Genomic DNA, 16,604 nt, shown 5'->3' on the forward strand with positions numbered 1-16,604 from the left:
ACGGCCGCCTCAATGCGACATCAGCACCGGCACGGTCATCGACGTCAGCATCTCGCGGGTGACGCCGCCGAGCACGAATTCGCGCAGGCGGGAGTGGCCGTAGCCGCCCATCACCAACAGGTCGGCCGAGGTGTCGGCGACGTGCGACAGAATGGTGCCGGAGACGCCGATATCGGGCGCCGTGATGGTCTTGATGTCGACCTTGACGTCGTAGCGCGCCAAGTGATTGGCCATCTCGATGCCGCGCAGTTCGTTGGGATCGCGTACTTTGTGGTCGCGCACGATCACCAGTTCGACCTGGCCGGCGCGGCGCAGGAACGGCTTGGCGTCGTTGATGGCCCGGGTCGCGGCGCGGCTGCCGTCCCAGCAGCAGATCACGCGATCGAGCTTGACCGGCGTCTTCTGGATGTAAGGCACGATCAGCAGCGGCCGGCCGGAGTCGAACAGCACCTGCTCGATCAGAATGTCATTGTCGCCGTTCTCGGCGTCGGACTGCATGATCACCGACAGATCGAACCGGCGCGCCAGCTTGGGGAAACGTCCCGAAGTGCCATAGGCGGTCTCGAGCAGATGATGCTCGGCCGAGACGCCCTCGCGTTTGCAGGCGGCTTCGAACTGGGCGACCGCAGCGCGCGCCGCTTCTTCGCTCGCCGCCAGCATCTTGCTCAGCACGTCGGACGGAAAGTCCGGCATCGTGAAGCTCGGCAGCGAATCATAGGCAAAGCAGCAGCCGGCCACATGAGCGCCGAACAGCTCGGCAACGCCGAGCGCGATGTCGGTGATCTGCTGGCGATCCGTGCTACGTTCGAGATTGACGATGAGATCCTTGATCATGTCGCGCTCCCCGGCTGCGTCTTGTTGGATTTGATTCGAAGTGGTCATGAGGGGAGGCCGTGACGGGCGCCGACGGCCAATCCTCGAACTTTAGCACCGCCTTTGTTCCAGACCGATGAAGATCGGGCAATGCTGATCTTCCGCAAGGTTGATCATCCCTGATCATCCGTTGTCCCGTGCCGTCCTGCCGGCCGGCTCCGGCTGCTGCCAGCCTTCGGCGCCGAGCAGCGGCACGAAACGCACGTCGCCGAGATGCTCGCGCTTGAAATCGGCCTCGCCGAGCCGCGTCAGCCGCACCAGCTCCTGGGCGTGCTGATCGGCGCCGACCGGCATCACCAGCCGCCCGCCGATCTTGAGCTGGGCCTTCAGCGACTCCGGCACCTGCGGCCCCCCGGCGGCAACCACGATCGCGTCGTAAGGTGCGGCCGCAGGCCAACCGCGGGTGCCATCGCCCCGATGCACGTCGACATCGCCGTAGCCGAGCGCGGCGAGCTTTGCCGCAGCAGCGTCCGCCAGCGCGGCGATGCGCTCGACCGTGGTGACGTGACCGGCGATTTCGCCGAGCACCGCGGCGGCGTAACCGGAGCCGGCACCGATTTCGAGCACGTTGTCGCCGCCCTGCAGCAGCAGCGCCTCGACCATCAGTGCCACGATATAGGGCTGCGACATCGTCTGCTCGGCGGCGATCGGCACCGGCGCGTCTTCGTACGCCAGATCACGCATCGGTTCGGGCAGGAAGGCTTCGCGCGGCACCTTGCGCATCGCGGCCAGCACGCGCGGATCATGCACGCCGCGCGCTGCAATCTGGCGCTCGACCATCAACTCGCGCAGCACCGCGAACGACCGCCCGCTGAGCGGCGGCAAGTCCGAAGCCGGAGACGTCATCGCCATCTCCCCCGTGCTTGTTATTTTGTTGGCCGGGGCCCGATCGGCCGGGCTGGTGTCAGTCTAGGAGCCTGGGCCAGCCGGCCGATTGACCGGCGTCAACGCCCACACCGCGACGCGAGCTTGCCGCAATCGGGTGCGAGCGTCGCGACAGGTAGCGCCGCACGACCCAGGAACGGGCGATCACCGTCGCCAGTTCCTCGGCGGAGCGGCGCGATAAGGGAGGGCCTGCGTGCCTTATGCTTCCACCGACGATCTACCGCCGGGGCTGCAAGTCCGGCTGCCGCTGCACGCGCAGGAGATCTACATCGCGGCCTTCAACAACGCCTTCGCCGAGTACCAGGATCGCGGCGCGGAGGAGCAGGAGGCGACCGCCCATCGCGTCGCCTGGGCGGCGGTGAAGAAACAGTACCGCAAGCTGGGCGAAAACTGGGTGGCACGCGAGCGGAGCTGATCGGCTCGGCTTTGATTGATAAGCCTGCGCGCGTTATATCCATACTATCCGATCTTTCCGACCCTGGAGCATCGCGATGGATGCGATGGTGTTGACGGCGCCGGGCACGCCGCTGCAATGGCACCCGCGCGACACGCCACAGCCGGGCGACGGCGAGGTGATGGTCACGGTGAGTGCATGCGGCGTCTGCCGCACCGACCTCCATGTCGTCGACGGCGAATTGCCGAACATCCGCTATCCGATCATTCCCGGCCATGAGATCGTCGGCCGCGTCGCGGCGGTCGGCGCCGGTGTCACTAGTCACCAGGTCGGCGACCGGGTCGGGATTCCCTGGCTCGGCCACACCTGCGGGGTGTGCCGCTACTGCAGAAGCGGCATGGAGAACCTGTGCGACGCGCCGCTGTTCACCGGCTACACCCGCGACGGCGGCTTTGCGTCCCACGCCATCGCCGACGCGCGCTACGCGTTTCCGCTCGGCGAGGCCGGCGATGACGTTACGATTGCGCCACTGCTGTGCGCCGGACTGATCGGATGGCGTTCGCTGGTGATTGCCGGAGACGCCGAGCGGCTCGGCATCTACGGCTTCGGCGCCGCCGGGCACATCGTGGCGCAGGTCGCGCGCTGGCAGGGGCGGCAGGTATATGCCTTCACCCGCGGCGGCGATGGCACCGCTCAGGACTTCGCCCGCAGCCTCGGCGCCGTGTGGGCCGGCGCCTCGGAGGAGCTGCCGCCGCAGCCGCTCGATGCCGCGATCATCTATGCGCCGGTCGGCAGCCTGGTGCCGGCGGCGCTGAAGGCGGTGCGCAAAGGCGGCCGCGTGGTGTGCGCCGGCATCCACATGAGCGACATCCCGAGCTTTCCGTATGACCTGCTGTGGGAAGAACGCCAGCTCGTCTCGGTCGCCAACCTCACCCGGCAGGACGGTGTCGATTTTCTGAAGGTGGCGCAGCAAGCCGGCATCCGGACCGAGACCCACGCCTTCCCGCTGCGCGAGGCCGGCGCCGTGCTCGGCAAGCTCCGCGCCGGCGAGCTGCTCGGCGCCGCCGTGCTGGTGCCGTAGCAAAGCCTCGCCCCGTCATTGCGAGCGCAGCGAAGCAATCCAGAGGCCGCGCAGCGTGACCTGGATTGCTTCGTCGCTTTGCTCCTCGCAATGACGCAGACGACCACTACATCTGTCGGCGAGGAGGATCCGACCATGTCCGACCATCTCGTGGTGTGCACGCATTGTGGCGGGGTCAATCGGTTGCCGGAGCAGCGGCCGGCGCTGGATGGCAAATGCGGCAAGTGCGGTCATAAGCTATTCGAGGGCCATCCGGCCGACGTCAGCGGTGAATTGTTCGACAAGCAGGTGTCGCGGAGCAGCGTGCCGGTGCTGGTTGATGTCTGGGCGCCGTGGTGCGGGCCGTGCCGGGCGATGGCGCCGGCTTATGAGCAGGCGGCGCATCAGCTGGAGCCGAACGTCCGCCTGATCAAGCTGAACTCCGACAACGAGCAGCAGATCGCCGGCCGGCTCGGCATTCAGGGGATTCCGACCATGATCCTATTCGAGAACGGACGCGAGCGCGCCCGGACCTCGGGCGCGATGCCGGCGGGAGAGATCGTCCGCTGGGTGAGGCAGCAGCTCGCGCACTAAGCGCGCAGTATCTCATCGCTTCGTCATCGCCTCCGGCGCAGATAGGAACGGTAGCGCCGGACCGTCGTTGTCGCCCGACCAAGCTCAAAGCTGGGGGGAAACATTGACGGATTCAGCGCTGCGTGGCCCAGCCACGGCCGACCGCTACTCGCTGCCTCGCACCCTGTTCCGCAAATTCGTCCACTGGGCGTCTCACACCTTCATCCTCTCCAGCAAACGCACCCGGCGAACCCGCGTCGGCGACCTCGTGCTCGAGGTGCCGCCGTCGGTGTTTCATCCCGGCGTGTTCGTCACCAGCGGCATGTTCGCGGCGCATCTGCGGCGGCTCGACCTGCGGGGCAAGCGCGCCGTCGAGATCGGCACCGGGTCCGGCATTCTGGCGCTGTCGGCCGCGCTTGCCGGCGCCGACAAGGTGGTGGCGCTCGACATCAATCCCAACGCGGTGCACGCCGCCCGGATCAACGCCGCGACCAACGGCGTCGCCGATCGCGTCGAGGCGCGGCTGTCGAACCTGTTCTCGGCCGTCACTCCAGATGAAAGATTCGACCTGATTATTTCGAGCCCGCCGTCGTTCGCCGGCGAGCCGGTCGATATCGCCGACCATGCCTGGGTCGCCGGCCCGGGTTACTGCCATCTCCGCGACCTGTTCGGCTCGGCGCGCCGGCACCTCGCGGCTGGTGGCGAGATGCTGCTGCTGCTGTCCTCCGACACCAACATCCCGCTGCTGAGAGCGTGGGCGCAGGAAGCAGGGTTCTCGTGGCAGCAGATCGAACAGAAATCGATCCTGATCGAGAAATTCGTGATCTTCCGATTGCGTACCAGCGAAGCTGCGTCGGTGGCCGCGCTGCGCTGAGCGTCACCGGTTCAGTGCTGCCAGCAGCCGAACACCAGATGGCGGGCGATCACCTCCGCCGTGGGCTGTACCGCGGCGGTTGAACGACCGCGAGGAGACTAAATTAGGAGCGTTGTGGCCTGCGCGCTTCCACGACAACACCGGAACCCGAAGTTCCGCCTTCGGTCAGACTGGTAGCGGCCCGGCCGGTTCCCAGTTCGGTTCACGCAAATTACACCACGATGGCGAACACTCTGATCTCGTTGGAACTTTCGCTCTGATGCCGACCGGCACCATGTTACGACTGTACTCTGGTGAGGGTTCGTCTTGGGTGGTGAGAGATGGCCGTTCGTGGAGTGTCATTGCGGCAGCCATACCCACGAGAACCGCGGGGGTGGCATCAGGAATGGTCGCTGCGTCGCGCGATGCGGATGGCACGCGCCGCGTATTGGGAGTCGCACAGCGCCGCCGCAACCGACTTCTGGATGTCGACCGAATTCGCTTCCCTCTACGACGCCGAAACGCCCGACGATTGCGTCGCGATCACGCCGGCTCACGATCATGACCTCACCGACAGCCACGCGATTCTGCAGGCTCACTACGCCGCGTGCTGGACGGAGGGCCGGCCGTTTGCGGTGGAAACCAAACTGATCAAGCCTGACGGTCGCCTGCTCGATTGCGTCGTGCACGGCGAACCGGAGTTCGATGCGAACGGTCAGGTGCAGCGCGTGTTCGGCATCGTTCGCGATGCGACCCCTGAAACATCCGCCCTCCGGCAGCTCGCCGTGAGCGAGCAGCGACTGGCGGATTTCGTCAGCACCGCGTCGGACTGGTGTTGGGAGTCCGGCCCCGATCATCGGTTGCTGCCCTACCCGAAATCACTCGACGGCAACGCGGCGCTGCAGACCGTCGCGTCCGGCGGACGGGCCCGATGGGAGCTTGCCTACGCACCTGAAGAAGAGGCCTCCATGGCGCTGCACCAGGCAGACATGGAAGCGCATCGCCCGTTCCGCGACTTCGTTTACACATCGATCGGCAATGACGGCTCGCGGATCATTATCTCCACCAGTGGCAAGCCGATCTTTGCCGATGACGGGACATTCCTCGGCTATCGCGGCACCGCGAGTGATATCACCCAGCTCGCCGCCGCCAGAACCTTGCTCGACCAGCGCACCGGAGCCTTGGAAGAGGCGCATCGGCTCGGCCGGATCGGAACCTGGACGCATCGGCTGGACACCGGCCGGACGGTGTGGTCGCCCGAACTCTATCAGCTGCTCGGCCTGGAGCCCGATGCGTTCGAACCGACCTATGAAGGCACGGAGCCTTTCTTTTTGGATGACGACGCCGCCCGCCTGCTGAAGATCCAGAAGCGCGTGCTTCGCACCAGCACGACGGAAGCCACCGACATCCGGATTCTGCACACCGACGGCGCGCCGCGCGACCTGGCCATCATCTGCAAGGCGGAGATTTCGAACGGGACGGTCATCGGCCTGATCGGCACCGCGCAAGACGTCACCGATCGCAAGGAGGCGGAGCGGCGGCTCGAGCAGCTTGCCTATACGGACCCGCTGACCGGCCTCGCTAATCGCGCACTGTACAAGCGCAAACTCGCCGATCTGTTCGAAAACCAGCTGTCGGAGCACGGACAGCACACGCTCTACCTGATCGACCTCGATCGCTTCAAAGAGGTCAACGATTCGCTCGGCCATTCCACCGGCGACAGCCTGCTGATTCACGTCGCCAGAGTCCTGCGGCGGGAGCTGGATCCGCAGGCATTTATCGCCCGGATCGGCGGCGACGAATTTGCGGTGCTGACAGACAGTCCGAATCCATCTGGCGAACCGCCGACCGCGCTTGCTGATCGATTGATCGCGAAACTGTCGGTCCCGGTCGAGCTTGCCGAAGGCGAAGCCTGCATCGGCGCCACCATCGGCATCGCGCTGTTACCAGAGCATGGCGCCACCGCCGAGAAGGCTTCGCGCAACGCCGACCTGGCGCTCTACATGGCGAAGGAAGCCGGGCGCGGCCGGGCGCAGCTGTTCGAGCCGATGTATGCCGAGGCGGTCGACCAGAAGCTCGACCTCGGCCGGCGGCTTCGCCATGCCGTCGACAGCGGCGGGCTCAACACGCACTATCAGCCACAGATCGATCTCAAGACCGGGCGGGTGATCGGCTTCGAGGCGCTGCTGCGGTGGAGCCATCCCGAGCGCGGACCGATTTCGCCGGCGGAGTTCATTCCGATCGCGGAAACCACCGGCCTGATCGTCGACCTCGGCCATTGGGTGCTGCGCGATGCCTGCAAGCAGATGCGCGGCTGGCTCGACGCCGGACTGCCGGCCCGGACCATCTCGGTGAACGTGTCTCCGGCGCAGATCTGGAACGGCGATTTCGAAAAAGTCGTCGCCACGGTGCTGGCCGAGACCGGCCTGCCGCCGGAGCTGCTGTGCCTGGAGCTGACCGAGAACCTGTTCGTCGATCACACCAAGCAGAAAGTCAGCACGACGCTCGCGGCGCTGTCGAAGCTCGGCATCCAGCTCGCGCTCGATGATTTCGGCTCCGGCTATTCGTCGCTCGGCTATCTGACGCGCCTGCCTTTCAATCGCCTGAAGATCGACCGCACCTTCGTCGACGGCATCGCCACCGTGCCGGAGAAATGCAAGCTGCTCGGCGGCATCATCGCGCTGGCGCACGGCCTCGGCATGAGCGTCGTCGCCGAAGGCGCCGAGCTCGCCGCGGAGGTCGATCTGCTCACCGCCTTCGACTGCGATTTCGTGCAAGGCTACGTGTTCTCGCGGCCGGTCGCGGCGGATGAGGCGGTGGTGGTGGCGGCGGAGATTGAGCGGGAAGCGGTGATGAAGACGAAAAGCTGAGCGCATCGACTGTTAGAGGCAGAGCATTCCCAATAGGATTAGGCCTTTAATCTTGCAACAAGCTCAGTGTTGCGTTCGCACCGCTCTCGCTGGGCTCTTTTAATCTTGAATAGTACTTCTTCGAACGACTCTCTCGGAGTGTAGTGCTTAGGCCGTTCTGGAGTCGGAATTTTGTACTGCCGGCAAAGAGCATCAACTAATTCCAGAGCTTTGAGGCCAAGCTTAGCAAAGTGTTCTTCGCGATACTCATAGTACTCCCAAAAATCTGGAGGGAATGAGTCTTCCGACGTGGCCGCAAGACCTTCTTTGATATCGTCCAGCCTATTCGGAATGGAGAGTATTTGATACATTAGATTTCGCGGAAGCGCTTTATAGTCCCCATCTGTAGGCAGCGTGAGCGTTGGATCAGACACACTGCTTTCGACGATGCCCTCGTTATTTGTCATGAGCGGATCGTGGACTGCATTATAACAAGCGCCCACAAGTGAATCCAAAGTAAGAACTAGACGCATTGCGAGATACTCAGCATCTTTGCGTTTCTTGGCCGCGGCGAAACGCGCCTCTTTTAGCCATGCAAGCAGGGTAGCCACAAGTTGCCCACTCACGGCAATTACGCCTCCAAGCGCGACTCTACCAACATCCGAGTTCCAGAATTCAAGCAACGCAGACCGCCTTATTTTATTTTGTCTAGCTCCCTAAGCACGCTCAGCGCTCGCAACAAACATCCTGCGTCATCAAGTGGCCTTTTTGAAAGATCGACGGCTTCTCTTGGCACTAAACGACTACACAGCACAGAGAAGCTCACCCCTCGCCATATTTGGCTAATGGTTTGGTAGAGAAAGGCGCGACAAGAAAAAACAACGGATGCCTGTCGTCGATCGGACGCAAACAACGCTTCCCGCACGAAATTTTTCAAAGATCAGCGTTTCAGGAAAAAGCTCTGGCGCTCCCTAGGGGAATCGAACCCCTGTTTCAGCCTTGAGAGGGCCGCGTCCTAACCGCTAGACGAAGGGAGCGTGAGGGCCGAACCAATAGCCGCGAAACCGCGCCGCCGCAAGATCGGGGGGCGGGCTTTTCCGAAATCCGTCATGCCCGGGCTCGACCCGGGCATCCATCGACAAGAAATGTCCGTGCCTGTGGCGTGGATGGCCGGGCCTTCGCCGCGCCGAAGCGGCTTCGGCCGCGCAGGCGGGTCAAGCCCGGCCATGACGGCTTTGATGGGGCAGCGGTCGGCTCACCAATCGAACGGTGCCCGAACGGCTTCTCCCCCATCCGCCTACGGTTCGGTGGCGAAGGTCAGGCGGCCGGTCGGTTTCAGGGTTTTGGCCTCGAAGGTGCGCAGCTCGGTGGCGCCGCCGATGTCGAGGGTGACGACCACATAGTCGCCGGCGGAGGCGGTGGAGACCACACGCGCGCCCTTCGGCAGCCGCAGGGTGTGCTCGGTCGCGGCCGGCGCGCTTCCCTCGGCGCGGAAAAGCTTATAGCCGATGGCGATCAACACCGCGGCCACCGCCAGCGTCGTGGTCAGGCCCGCGATCAGCATCATCCGCCGCACCCGCGCAAACAGCGCGGCCTGCTCGGGGGTGGGGTCGGGCGTGGCGGTGTCGGTCATGCGAATCTCTGTTTGAAGGCGGCTGTTTTGGAAGGTGCGGTTGTGGGCGAAACGCCGGAAAATCCCGTGAATGTGGTGGTGGCCGGCGACGAGGGCTCGCCGCGGCTCGACCGCGTGCTGGCGGCGCGTTGCCCCGAGCTGTCGCGGTCGCGGCTGAAAGCGCTGATCCTCGACGGCCGGGTGGCGATCGCCGGCAACGCCGTCCGTGACCCCGCTTATCACGCCTCCCCGGGCGAGACGATCACAATCGACGTGCCGCCGCCGGTCCCGGCCGAGCCGGCCGGCGAGGCGATCGCGCTCGACATCGTTTACGAGGACGCCGACATCATCGTGCTGAACAAGCCGCGCGGGCTGGTGGTCCACCCGGCGGCCGGGCACGAGACCGGCACTCTGGTCAACGCCCTGATCGCGCATTGCGGCGCATCGCTGTCCGGGATCGGCGGGGTGAGGCGGCCGGGGATCGTGCACCGCCTGGATAAGGATACCACCGGCTTGATGGTGGCGGCCAAGAACGACAAGGCGCACCAGTCGCTGAGCGCCCAATTCGCCGACCACGGCCGCACCGGGGAACTGCGCCGCGGCTACCTCGCCTTCGTCTGGGGGGTTCCGGGCCGCAAATACGGCACGATCGACGCGCCGATCGACCGCCACCCGCATGCGCGCGAGAAAATGGCGGTGCGCCAGGGCGGCCGCGAGGCAATCACCCATTGGGAGGTCTTGGAGAACTTCGCCGGCAAGGACGGCAAGCCGGTCGCAGCGCTGATCGCGTGCCAGCTCGAGACCGGGCGGACCCATCAGATCCGCGTCCACCTCGCCCATCTCGGCCACCCCCTGCTGGGCGACGACGTCTATGGGCCGCACTTCAAGACCAAGGCGAACCAGCTCGCCCCGGCGGCGCGGAGCGCGCTATCGGAGCTCGGACGGCAGGCGCTGCACGCGTATTTGCTGACGCTGGAGCACCCGTCGACCGGCGAGGTACTGACCTGGGAATCGCCCCTGCCGGCCGATTTGGCGCATCTTCAGGCCGCGCTGATCGCGACGGAATGACGCGGCGAAGTCAGAAAACGTAAATCATTTCACCGCGTTGTTGCGGCGTAACAACGACGTGACAAGACCGTAACTAAACTTGCGCGACTAACGTATTGTATATTGCAGGTGCGTTGGGATGGCCCAACGCGGAACATCGCAGGCCGGTCGGCTTTGACACAGCGATCCGCCTGCCTGGCCGCCCGCTATCGGGGGCCTGAAACCCAATTGGAGGGCGCTGAATGGCCCGTGCTGCTACGCTCCCGGTCCTTAACGGAGAATCCGGCCTCGCTCGTTACCTTGCGGAAATCCGCAAGTTTCCGATGCTCGAGCCCGGCCAAGAGTACATGCTCGCCAAGCGCTGGCGCGAACACGGTGATCGCGACGCGGCGCATCAACTCGTCACCAGCCACCTTCGCCTCGTCGCCAAGATCGCGATGGGCTACCGCGGCTATGGCCTGCCGATTTCCGAAGTCGTCTCCGAAGGCAACGTCGGCCTGATGCAGGCGGTGAAGCGGTTCGAGCCCGAGAAGGGCTTCCGCCTCGCCACCTACGCGATGTGGTGGATCAAGGCGTCGATTCAAGAGTACATCCTGCGTTCGTGGTCACTTGTGAAGATGGGGACCACCGCGAACCAGAAGAAGCTGTTCTTCAACCTGCGCAAGGCGAAGAGCAAGATTTCGGCGCTGGACGAGGGTGATCTGCATCCCGACCAGGTCAAGCTGATCGCGACCCGTCTCGGCGTCACCGAGCAGGACGTGGTCGACATGAACCGCCGTCTCGGCGGCGACGCCTCGCTCAACGCGCCGATCCGTGACGACGGCGAGCCGGGCGAATGGCAGGACTGGCTGGTCGATCAGTCGCCGAGCCAGGAAGCCGTGATGGCCGAGCATGAAGAGCTCGACCAGCGCCGGGCCGCGCTGAACGGCGCAATCCAGGTGCTCAACCCGCGCGAACGGCGGATCTTCGAGGCGCGCCGCCTCGCCGACGAGCCGATGACGCTGGAAGATCTCGCCGCCGAGTTCGGCGTGTCGCGCGAGCGCGTGCGCCAGATCGAGGTGCGGGCGTTCGAGAAGGTGCAGAGCGCCGTCAAGGGCACCATCGCCCGCCAGGAGCAGGCGGCGCTGGAAGCCGCGCACTGATCGCACGCCACGTAGAGCTGATAGCTACAAACCCCGCCCTCACCGGCGGGGTTTTTGTTTGCGCGCTCACAGGGCCTGTGGCCAACCGACGCGCCAATCCTTAACACACTGTTAACCCGCCGGGTGTGGAGTGCCCGGGCGAGATTCGTCATGGGAGCCGCGCGATGGCTGACATCATGAGCGTGCTGGCGTCGGGTTATACGTCCGCGGCGCTGCAAACGCCGTCGAAGACCAAATACGTCAATGTCGATCCGGCGCTCTACAACGGCACTTGGACTGGCACCTATTCGAACACCAAGAAATTCTCGATCACCGTCTCCGACGTGCAGGGCTTCCGCGCGCAGGTGAAGTATCAAAGCGAAGGCACGGTGAAGTATCAGAGCGTGCTGATCAAGGACGGCTCGTTCCGGATTGGCGATACCAAGTTCGCGCTCGGCAAGAACGACACTGCCTCGATCCGCAACGTCGTCACCGATCCGGCCACCGGCCAGACCCAGCTCGTCACCGGCACGGCCAAGCGAAGCTGAGGCATCGCGCTCGCGGCTGCCCCTCGGCGACTGTTTCGAGCGCGTCATTTTCATCAGTCGCCGTCATGGCCGGCCTCGTCCGCGCCCTCGCGGCTCAGCCGCGCATGGCGTCCGCCACCGCGACGCCGACATCGGCAATGATCTTGTTCTGCTGATCGCGCGCCACCGTCGCGCCGGTGAGATACACCGTGACGATCAACGGCGCACGCTGCGGCGGCCAGAACACGGCGACGTCGTTGGCGGTGCCGTTGTCGCCGGTGCCGGTCTTGTCCGCCACGACCCAGCCGGACGGCACGCCGGCGCGCAGGCGGGTGCCGCCGGTGGTGTTGGCCTTGAGCCAAGCAATCAGTTGCGCGCGCGACGTCGCCGACAGGGCGTCACCCAGCGTGAGCGCGCGCAGAGTCTGCGCCATCGCACGCGGCGAGGTGGTGTCGCGCGGATCGCCGGGCAGCGCTTGGCTGAGTTCCGTTTCAATGCGATCGAGCCGCGTGGTGTCGTCGCCGAGTGATCGCGCGAACGCCGTGAGCCCGGCCGGCCCGCCGAAGCTCGCCAGCAACAGATTGCCGGCGGTGTTGTCGCTCAGCGTGATCGCGGCCTCGCACAGCTCGGCAATCGTCATGCCGCCCTCGAGGTGTTTCTCGGTCGCCGGCGAGTAGGTGACGAGGTCCGACTTGGTGTAGCTGACCCGGCGGTCGAGGCTTTCCTGCTTGCGGCCGACCCGCGCCAGCACCAGACCGGCGGCGAGCGCCTTGAAGGTGCTGCACATCGGAAATCGCTCATCGAGACGATGACCGATCATGCGGCCGCTGGCGGTGTCGAGCACGCCGACGCCGAGCCGGCCGCCACTGCCGGCTTCGAGCCGCGCGCACGTATCGGCGAGTGCGTCGGCTGCCAGCGCGGCGGAACTGCCGAACAGGACTAAGCCGGCAAGCCCCGTCGCGGCCTTCATCAATTCACGCCGATCGATCATTCATCACCTGCTACGCCAAGATTTGCGCAATATGTATCAGGACGAAACGAGGCGGTGTTGCGGCCACTTTGTCATCCAACGCGACGATCGGGCGCGCGCCGTCGCGCCGATCTGCGACAGTGCGCCTCAGGCCGCGGCGGGGCGTCTGCAACAGCACTGTCATGCAGCATCGGTAATTCGCAGTCGATGTCTCGTCATCGACCGCCTGGTGCGGATCGCACGTCGCGCCCGATCGGGACCGCGCCTGCGCGATCGCATCGCCCCCGTTCAGTTCCCACCAAGGGCCAACTCATGCGCACCACCCTGCTGACTTCGATTACTTCCGCGCTCATCGCCGTGGCGGTCTCCGCCGGCGTCGCCGCTGCCGCCGATGGCACGATCGACAACAGCGCGCTGTCGAAATCCGAATTCCGCGATCACGCTCGCACCTTCGGTCTGGTCTACACGCTGCCGCAGAACGTCAACGACGTGCTCGACAACACCATCCGCGGCCCGCTGAAAGAAAAGCTGCTGAACGCCAAGCTCGACACCGAAGCGCAGATGTTCAATATCCCGCACGTCACCGTGGTGCACGTCCACAGCGCCGATCCGGCGACGCCGGAGAAGATGCTGGCGGCGATGCCGAAGCTGCCGCCGGTGCTCACCGTCAAGCTGAAGACGTTCTACACCACCGAAGCCGCCAAAGGCGCCGGCCGTCCGTGGTGGTTCGATCTCGGTGTTGTCAAGGAAGGCAAGAGCTTCGACGACATGATGGCGTTCAACACCACCGCGACCGCGGCGCTGACTCCGCTGCGCGACGGCCCGCTGCCGCGCTGCACCGGCCCGGTCTATGCGGCGATGGGCGACGCCGCCAAGGATCTGGTCCGCACCGTCGGCGTCAGCGGCGTCAACGTCGTCAAGGACGGCAAGGAGCTGCGCTCGCACAATCCGCACACCACGCTGGTCTACAGCATGGCCAAGTTCACGCCGGAGCTGCAGGCGCAGATGAATCAGGCCGCCAAGGAGTTCAACCAGATCCTGCCGGACGGCATCGACGCTACCTTCAAAACCGTGTCGATCGTCGAGCTCGGCTTTGCCGGCAACGTGCTGCGCGAGGTCTATCGGATCAGCCTCGAAGACGGCGCGGTGACGACCATCGCCACCGGCAAGACCGCGTCGCTGAAGTAATCGTCGTTGCCGGGTGTCCGGCACACGGCCAAGAAAAAGGGCGGCCTTGCGGGCCGCCCTTCGTATTTCAATCGATCGCCGGCGCGCTTATTCGGCGGCCATCTTGACGTCCGGCGCGGCGGCGCGGACTTCGGCGTCGACCTGCGCTTCGAACTTGGCGAAGTTCTTCTGGAACATGCCGACCAGCTTGCGCGCGGTGGTGTCGAACGCCGCCTTGTCGGCCCAGGTCTTCACCGGATCGAGGATTTCGCTCGGCACGCCCGGCAGCGCGGTCGGGACCGCGAAGCCGAAGTAAGGATCGGTGCGGAATTCGACGTTGCGCAAGGAGCCGTCGAGCGCCGCGGTCAGCAGCGCGCGGGTGACCTTGATCGGCATGCGGTGGCCGGTGCCGTAGATGCCGCCGGTCCAGCCGGTGTTGACCAGCCAGCAGTCGACATTGTGCTTGGCGATCAGCTCGCGCAGCATGTTGCCGTACACCGACGGATCGCGCGGCAGGAACGGCGAGCCGAAGCAGGTCGAGAATTCCGGGGTCGGCTCGGTGACGCCGCGCTCGGTGCCGGCCACCTTGGCGGTGTAGCCCGACAGGAAGTGATACATCGCCTGCGCCGGGGTCAGCTTGGCGATCGGCGGCATCACGCCGAACGCGTCGGCGGCGAGCATCACCACGTTCTTCGGCTGGCCGGCGCGGCCGGTCAGCGACGCATTCGGGATCGACTCGAGCGGATAGGCCGACCGGGTGTTCTCGGTCTTGGAGCCGTCGTCGAAGTCCGGCTTGCGATCGATGTCGCCGAGCACGACGTTCTCGAGCACGGCGCCGAAGCGGGTCGAGGCGGCGTAGATTTCCGGCTCGTTCTCGGCCGACAGCTTGATGCACTTGGCGTAGCAGCCGCCTTCGAAGTTGAAGACGCCGTCCTTGCCCCAGCCGTGCTCGTCGTCGCCGATCAGCGTGCGGTTCGGATCGGCCGACAGCGTGGTCTTGCCGGTGCCGGACAGGCCGAAGAAGATCGCGGTGTCGCCGTTCGGGCCGACATTGGCCGAGCAGTGCATCGGCAGCACACCCTTCTCGGGCAGGTAGTAGTTCAGCGTGGTGAACACGCTCTTCTTCATTTCACCGGCGTACTGAGTGCCGCCGATCAGCACGATCTTACGGGCGAAGTCGATCGCGACGACGTTTTCGGAGCGGCAGCCATGGCGCTTCGGATCAGCGCGGAAGCTCGGCAAATCGATCAGCGTCAGCTCGGGAACGAAGTTTTCCAGCTCGGCGCGCTCGGGACGGCGCAGCAGCGTGCGGATGAACAGCGAGTGCCAGGCGAGCTCGGTGTAAACGCGGGTCTTGATGCGGAAGGTCGGATCGGCGCCGCCGTACAGGTCCTGCGCGAACAGGGTCATGCCTTCGGCGTGCTTGAGGAAGTCCTGATACAGCGTCTCGAACTGCTCGGCAGTGATCGACTGATTACCACCCCACCACATGGTGTTTTCGGTGGTGGCGTCGCGCACCGTGAACTTGTCCTTCGGGCTGCGACCGGTGAATACGCCGGTGTCCGCGACAAGCGCGCCATCCGACGACAACACCGCTTCGCTGTTCTTCAGGGCGTGCTCATAGAGCTGAGGTGCACCGAAGTTCCAGTACACGCCTTTGAGATTTTTGAGGCCGAATTTGTCGGTGCCGTAAGCACCGTTATGCACGCCCGTCTCTTGCACGAATAGATCCTCCTCGAATCCGCGTTGTCTCGATCGCGCGATTGCCGCCAACGCGCATCACTGGCCGCGGTAACGTCAATATATACCGCCCTGATCCAGTGGGGCGACTGAATAGTGGCGAACGAGGGGTTTGCCAACCCGGCCGGCATTATTTCGTTTACCGCCGAGCGACATTGCGCTGGCTCAAGTCATTCCGTTTTGCGGGCAATGTCAGCCATGCGTTTCAGCATGTCCCGCAATGCAACAGAGTTTTCCACGCGAGATGGAAAGTCGAGCCGCAGGGTCGCACGCTCACATTGCAGATCGAGACCTTCGGGGTCGATGCCGGTGCAGCGCCAGTCGGCTTCGCCGGCGCCGAGTAGCTGAGTTGCGTACAACTTCATTGTATCTGGATGATCGGCATTGATGTGCTCGACCGCCGAAGCCTCGACCTCGAGCAGCGCCTCTGCGCCGGTCAGGTCGGTCAAGTAACGGTCGGGCGAAAGGTCGAGGATGCGGCCGAACCCGGCCACCAGATGCAGCCCCGAGCTCTCGATCTTGAACAGCGAGAAGTCGGCGAAGTCGATGTAGCCCTCTGCCCCGGGATGCGCCGCGAGATACCGCCGCCGCCACAGCGGCAGCTCGTCGGGGCGCGCCGCAACGACCTTGCCGACCAACATGATCCGCGCACCCTCGAGCGGGTCGCCGGCACTGCGCTCATCCAGCATCAGCGATACCCGCGGGTCGGCCAGGACGTTGCGGGTATGGATCGCAAGGCGGGAGATCAGCAGCAGCGGCGAGCCGTCAGGATGGCTGGCGAGATTGACCAGTGAGCAATACGGCGCACCGTCTTTCTCCATCAGGGTCGCCAGCGCGCCCTCGCGGCGGCGGCGCAGCAGCGATTTGGCGAGCTTGGGGGCGCTGAAATCGGGGGTCGGCTGCATCGAACACCTGTCGATTGGAGTTCAGTTC

Annotated in this window: 16 protein-coding genes and 1 tRNA gene; 9 read left to right on the forward strand and 8 right to left on the reverse strand. The window is 64.9% G+C overall.

The window, feature by feature from the left end; genetic code table 11:
* Nucleotides 1–9: 9 nt before the first annotated feature.
* A complete protein-coding gene (locus tag VRZ08_RS11175; protein WP_414532577.1) occupies nt 10–834 on the reverse strand; it encodes a universal stress protein in 825 nt (274 codons plus the stop codon).
* Nucleotides 835–996: 162 nt separating this feature from the next.
* The gene (locus tag VRZ08_RS11180; RefSeq protein WP_414532578.1) at nt 997–1,719 is read right to left on the reverse strand and encodes a protein-L-isoaspartate(D-aspartate) O-methyltransferase; all 723 of its coding nucleotides are present in this window, start codon (nt 1,717–1,719) and stop codon (nt 997–999) included.
* A gap of 232 nt (nt 1,720–1,951) precedes the next feature.
* Between VRZ08_RS11180 and VRZ08_RS11185 the strand changes: the two genes are divergently transcribed.
* The 5 genes from VRZ08_RS11185 to VRZ08_RS11205 all read left to right on the forward strand — a co-directional run bounded on the left by VRZ08_RS11185 (nt 1,952) and on the right by VRZ08_RS11205 (nt 7,508).
* Nucleotides 1,952–2,173 (forward strand): ChaB family protein, encoded by a 222-nt coding sequence (locus VRZ08_RS11185; protein ID WP_107342603.1) that lies wholly within the window; start codon nt 1,952–1,954, stop codon nt 2,171–2,173.
* A gap of 76 nt (nt 2,174–2,249) precedes the next feature.
* Complete coding sequence (locus tag VRZ08_RS11190) at nt 2,250–3,233, forward strand: zinc-dependent alcohol dehydrogenase family protein (RefSeq protein WP_414532579.1); 984 nt, start codon at nt 2,250–2,252, stop codon at nt 3,231–3,233.
* Between the two features lie 135 nt (nt 3,234–3,368).
* Nucleotides 3,369–3,806, forward strand: coding sequence for a thioredoxin TrxC (trxC, locus tag VRZ08_RS11195; RefSeq protein ID WP_264053981.1), 438 nt, complete (start codon nt 3,369–3,371; stop codon nt 3,804–3,806).
* A 103-nt stretch (nt 3,807–3,909) separates the two neighbouring features.
* The gene (locus VRZ08_RS11200) at nt 3,910–4,659 is read left to right on the forward strand and encodes a 50S ribosomal protein L11 methyltransferase (RefSeq protein WP_414532580.1); all 750 of its coding nucleotides are present in this window, start codon (nt 3,910–3,912) and stop codon (nt 4,657–4,659) included.
* A gap of 320 nt (nt 4,660–4,979) precedes the next feature.
* On the forward strand, nt 4,980–7,508 hold the full coding sequence (locus VRZ08_RS11205; protein ID WP_414532581.1) for an EAL domain-containing protein: 2,529 nt from the start codon (nt 4,980–4,982) through the stop codon (nt 7,506–7,508).
* Nucleotides 7,509–7,546: 38 nt separating this feature from the next.
* On the opposite strand, the gene VRZ08_RS11210 is transcribed toward VRZ08_RS11205, so the two are convergent.
* The 3 genes from VRZ08_RS11210 to VRZ08_RS11220 all read right to left on the reverse strand — a co-directional run bounded on the left by VRZ08_RS11210 (nt 7,547) and on the right by VRZ08_RS11220 (nt 9,120).
* Nucleotides 7,547–8,170, reverse strand: coding sequence for a hypothetical protein (locus VRZ08_RS11210; protein WP_414532582.1), 624 nt, complete (start codon nt 8,168–8,170; stop codon nt 7,547–7,549).
* 279 nt (nt 8,171–8,449) lie between these two features.
* A tRNA-Glu gene (locus VRZ08_RS11215) sits at nt 8,450–8,524 on the reverse strand.
* A 260-nt stretch (nt 8,525–8,784) separates the two neighbouring features.
* A complete protein-coding gene (locus VRZ08_RS11220; protein WP_012494099.1) occupies nt 8,785–9,120 on the reverse strand; it encodes a hypothetical protein in 336 nt (111 codons plus the stop codon).
* 72 nt (nt 9,121–9,192) lie between these two features.
* Between VRZ08_RS11220 and VRZ08_RS11225 the strand changes: the two genes are divergently transcribed.
* The 3 genes from VRZ08_RS11225 (at nt 9,193) to VRZ08_RS11235 (ending at nt 11,815) form a co-directional block, all read left to right on the forward strand.
* Nucleotides 9,193–10,167, forward strand: coding sequence for an RluA family pseudouridine synthase (locus VRZ08_RS11225; RefSeq protein ID WP_414532666.1), 975 nt, complete (start codon nt 9,193–9,195; stop codon nt 10,165–10,167).
* Between the two features lie 221 nt (nt 10,168–10,388).
* Nucleotides 10,389–11,288, forward strand: a complete 900-nt coding sequence (rpoH, locus tag VRZ08_RS11230) for an RNA polymerase sigma factor RpoH (protein WP_107342595.1) — start codon at nt 10,389–10,391, stop codon at nt 11,286–11,288.
* 164 nt (nt 11,289–11,452) lie between these two features.
* Nucleotides 11,453–11,815: a hypothetical protein gene (locus VRZ08_RS11235; protein ID WP_107342593.1), complete on the forward strand. Its 363-nt coding sequence runs from the start codon at nt 11,453–11,455 to the stop codon at nt 11,813–11,815.
* A 94-nt stretch (nt 11,816–11,909) separates the two neighbouring features.
* Here the strand turns inward: VRZ08_RS11235 and bla are convergent, their stop codons facing one another.
* Nucleotides 11,910–12,785, reverse strand: a complete 876-nt coding sequence (gene bla / locus VRZ08_RS11240) for a class A beta-lactamase (protein WP_414532584.1) — start codon at nt 12,783–12,785, stop codon at nt 11,910–11,912.
* 291 nt (nt 12,786–13,076) lie between these two features.
* Between bla and VRZ08_RS11245 the strand changes: the two genes are divergently transcribed.
* Nucleotides 13,077–13,952, forward strand: coding sequence for a hypothetical protein (locus VRZ08_RS11245; RefSeq protein ID WP_414532586.1), 876 nt, complete (start codon nt 13,077–13,079; stop codon nt 13,950–13,952).
* Nucleotides 13,953–14,039: 87 nt separating this feature from the next.
* Here VRZ08_RS11245 and VRZ08_RS11250 read toward each other — a convergent pair whose 3' ends face one another.
* Nucleotides 14,040–15,653 carry a phosphoenolpyruvate carboxykinase gene (locus VRZ08_RS11250; protein WP_107342590.1) on the reverse strand — a complete coding sequence of 538 codons (1,614 nt, stop codon included), beginning with the start codon at nt 15,651–15,653 and terminating at the stop codon, nt 14,040–14,042.
* Between the two features lie 188 nt (nt 15,654–15,841).
* The gene (locus VRZ08_RS11255; RefSeq protein ID WP_164572003.1) at nt 15,842–16,576 is read right to left on the reverse strand and encodes a HugZ family protein; all 735 of its coding nucleotides are present in this window, start codon (nt 16,574–16,576) and stop codon (nt 15,842–15,844) included.
* Nucleotides 16,577–16,604: the final 28 nt, after the last annotated feature.

Origin of the sequence: Rhodopseudomonas sp. G2_2311 (assembly GCF_047501505.1) — a bacterium.
Taxonomy (GTDB): domain Bacteria; phylum Pseudomonadota; class Alphaproteobacteria; order Rhizobiales; family Xanthobacteraceae; genus Rhodopseudomonas; species Rhodopseudomonas palustris_H.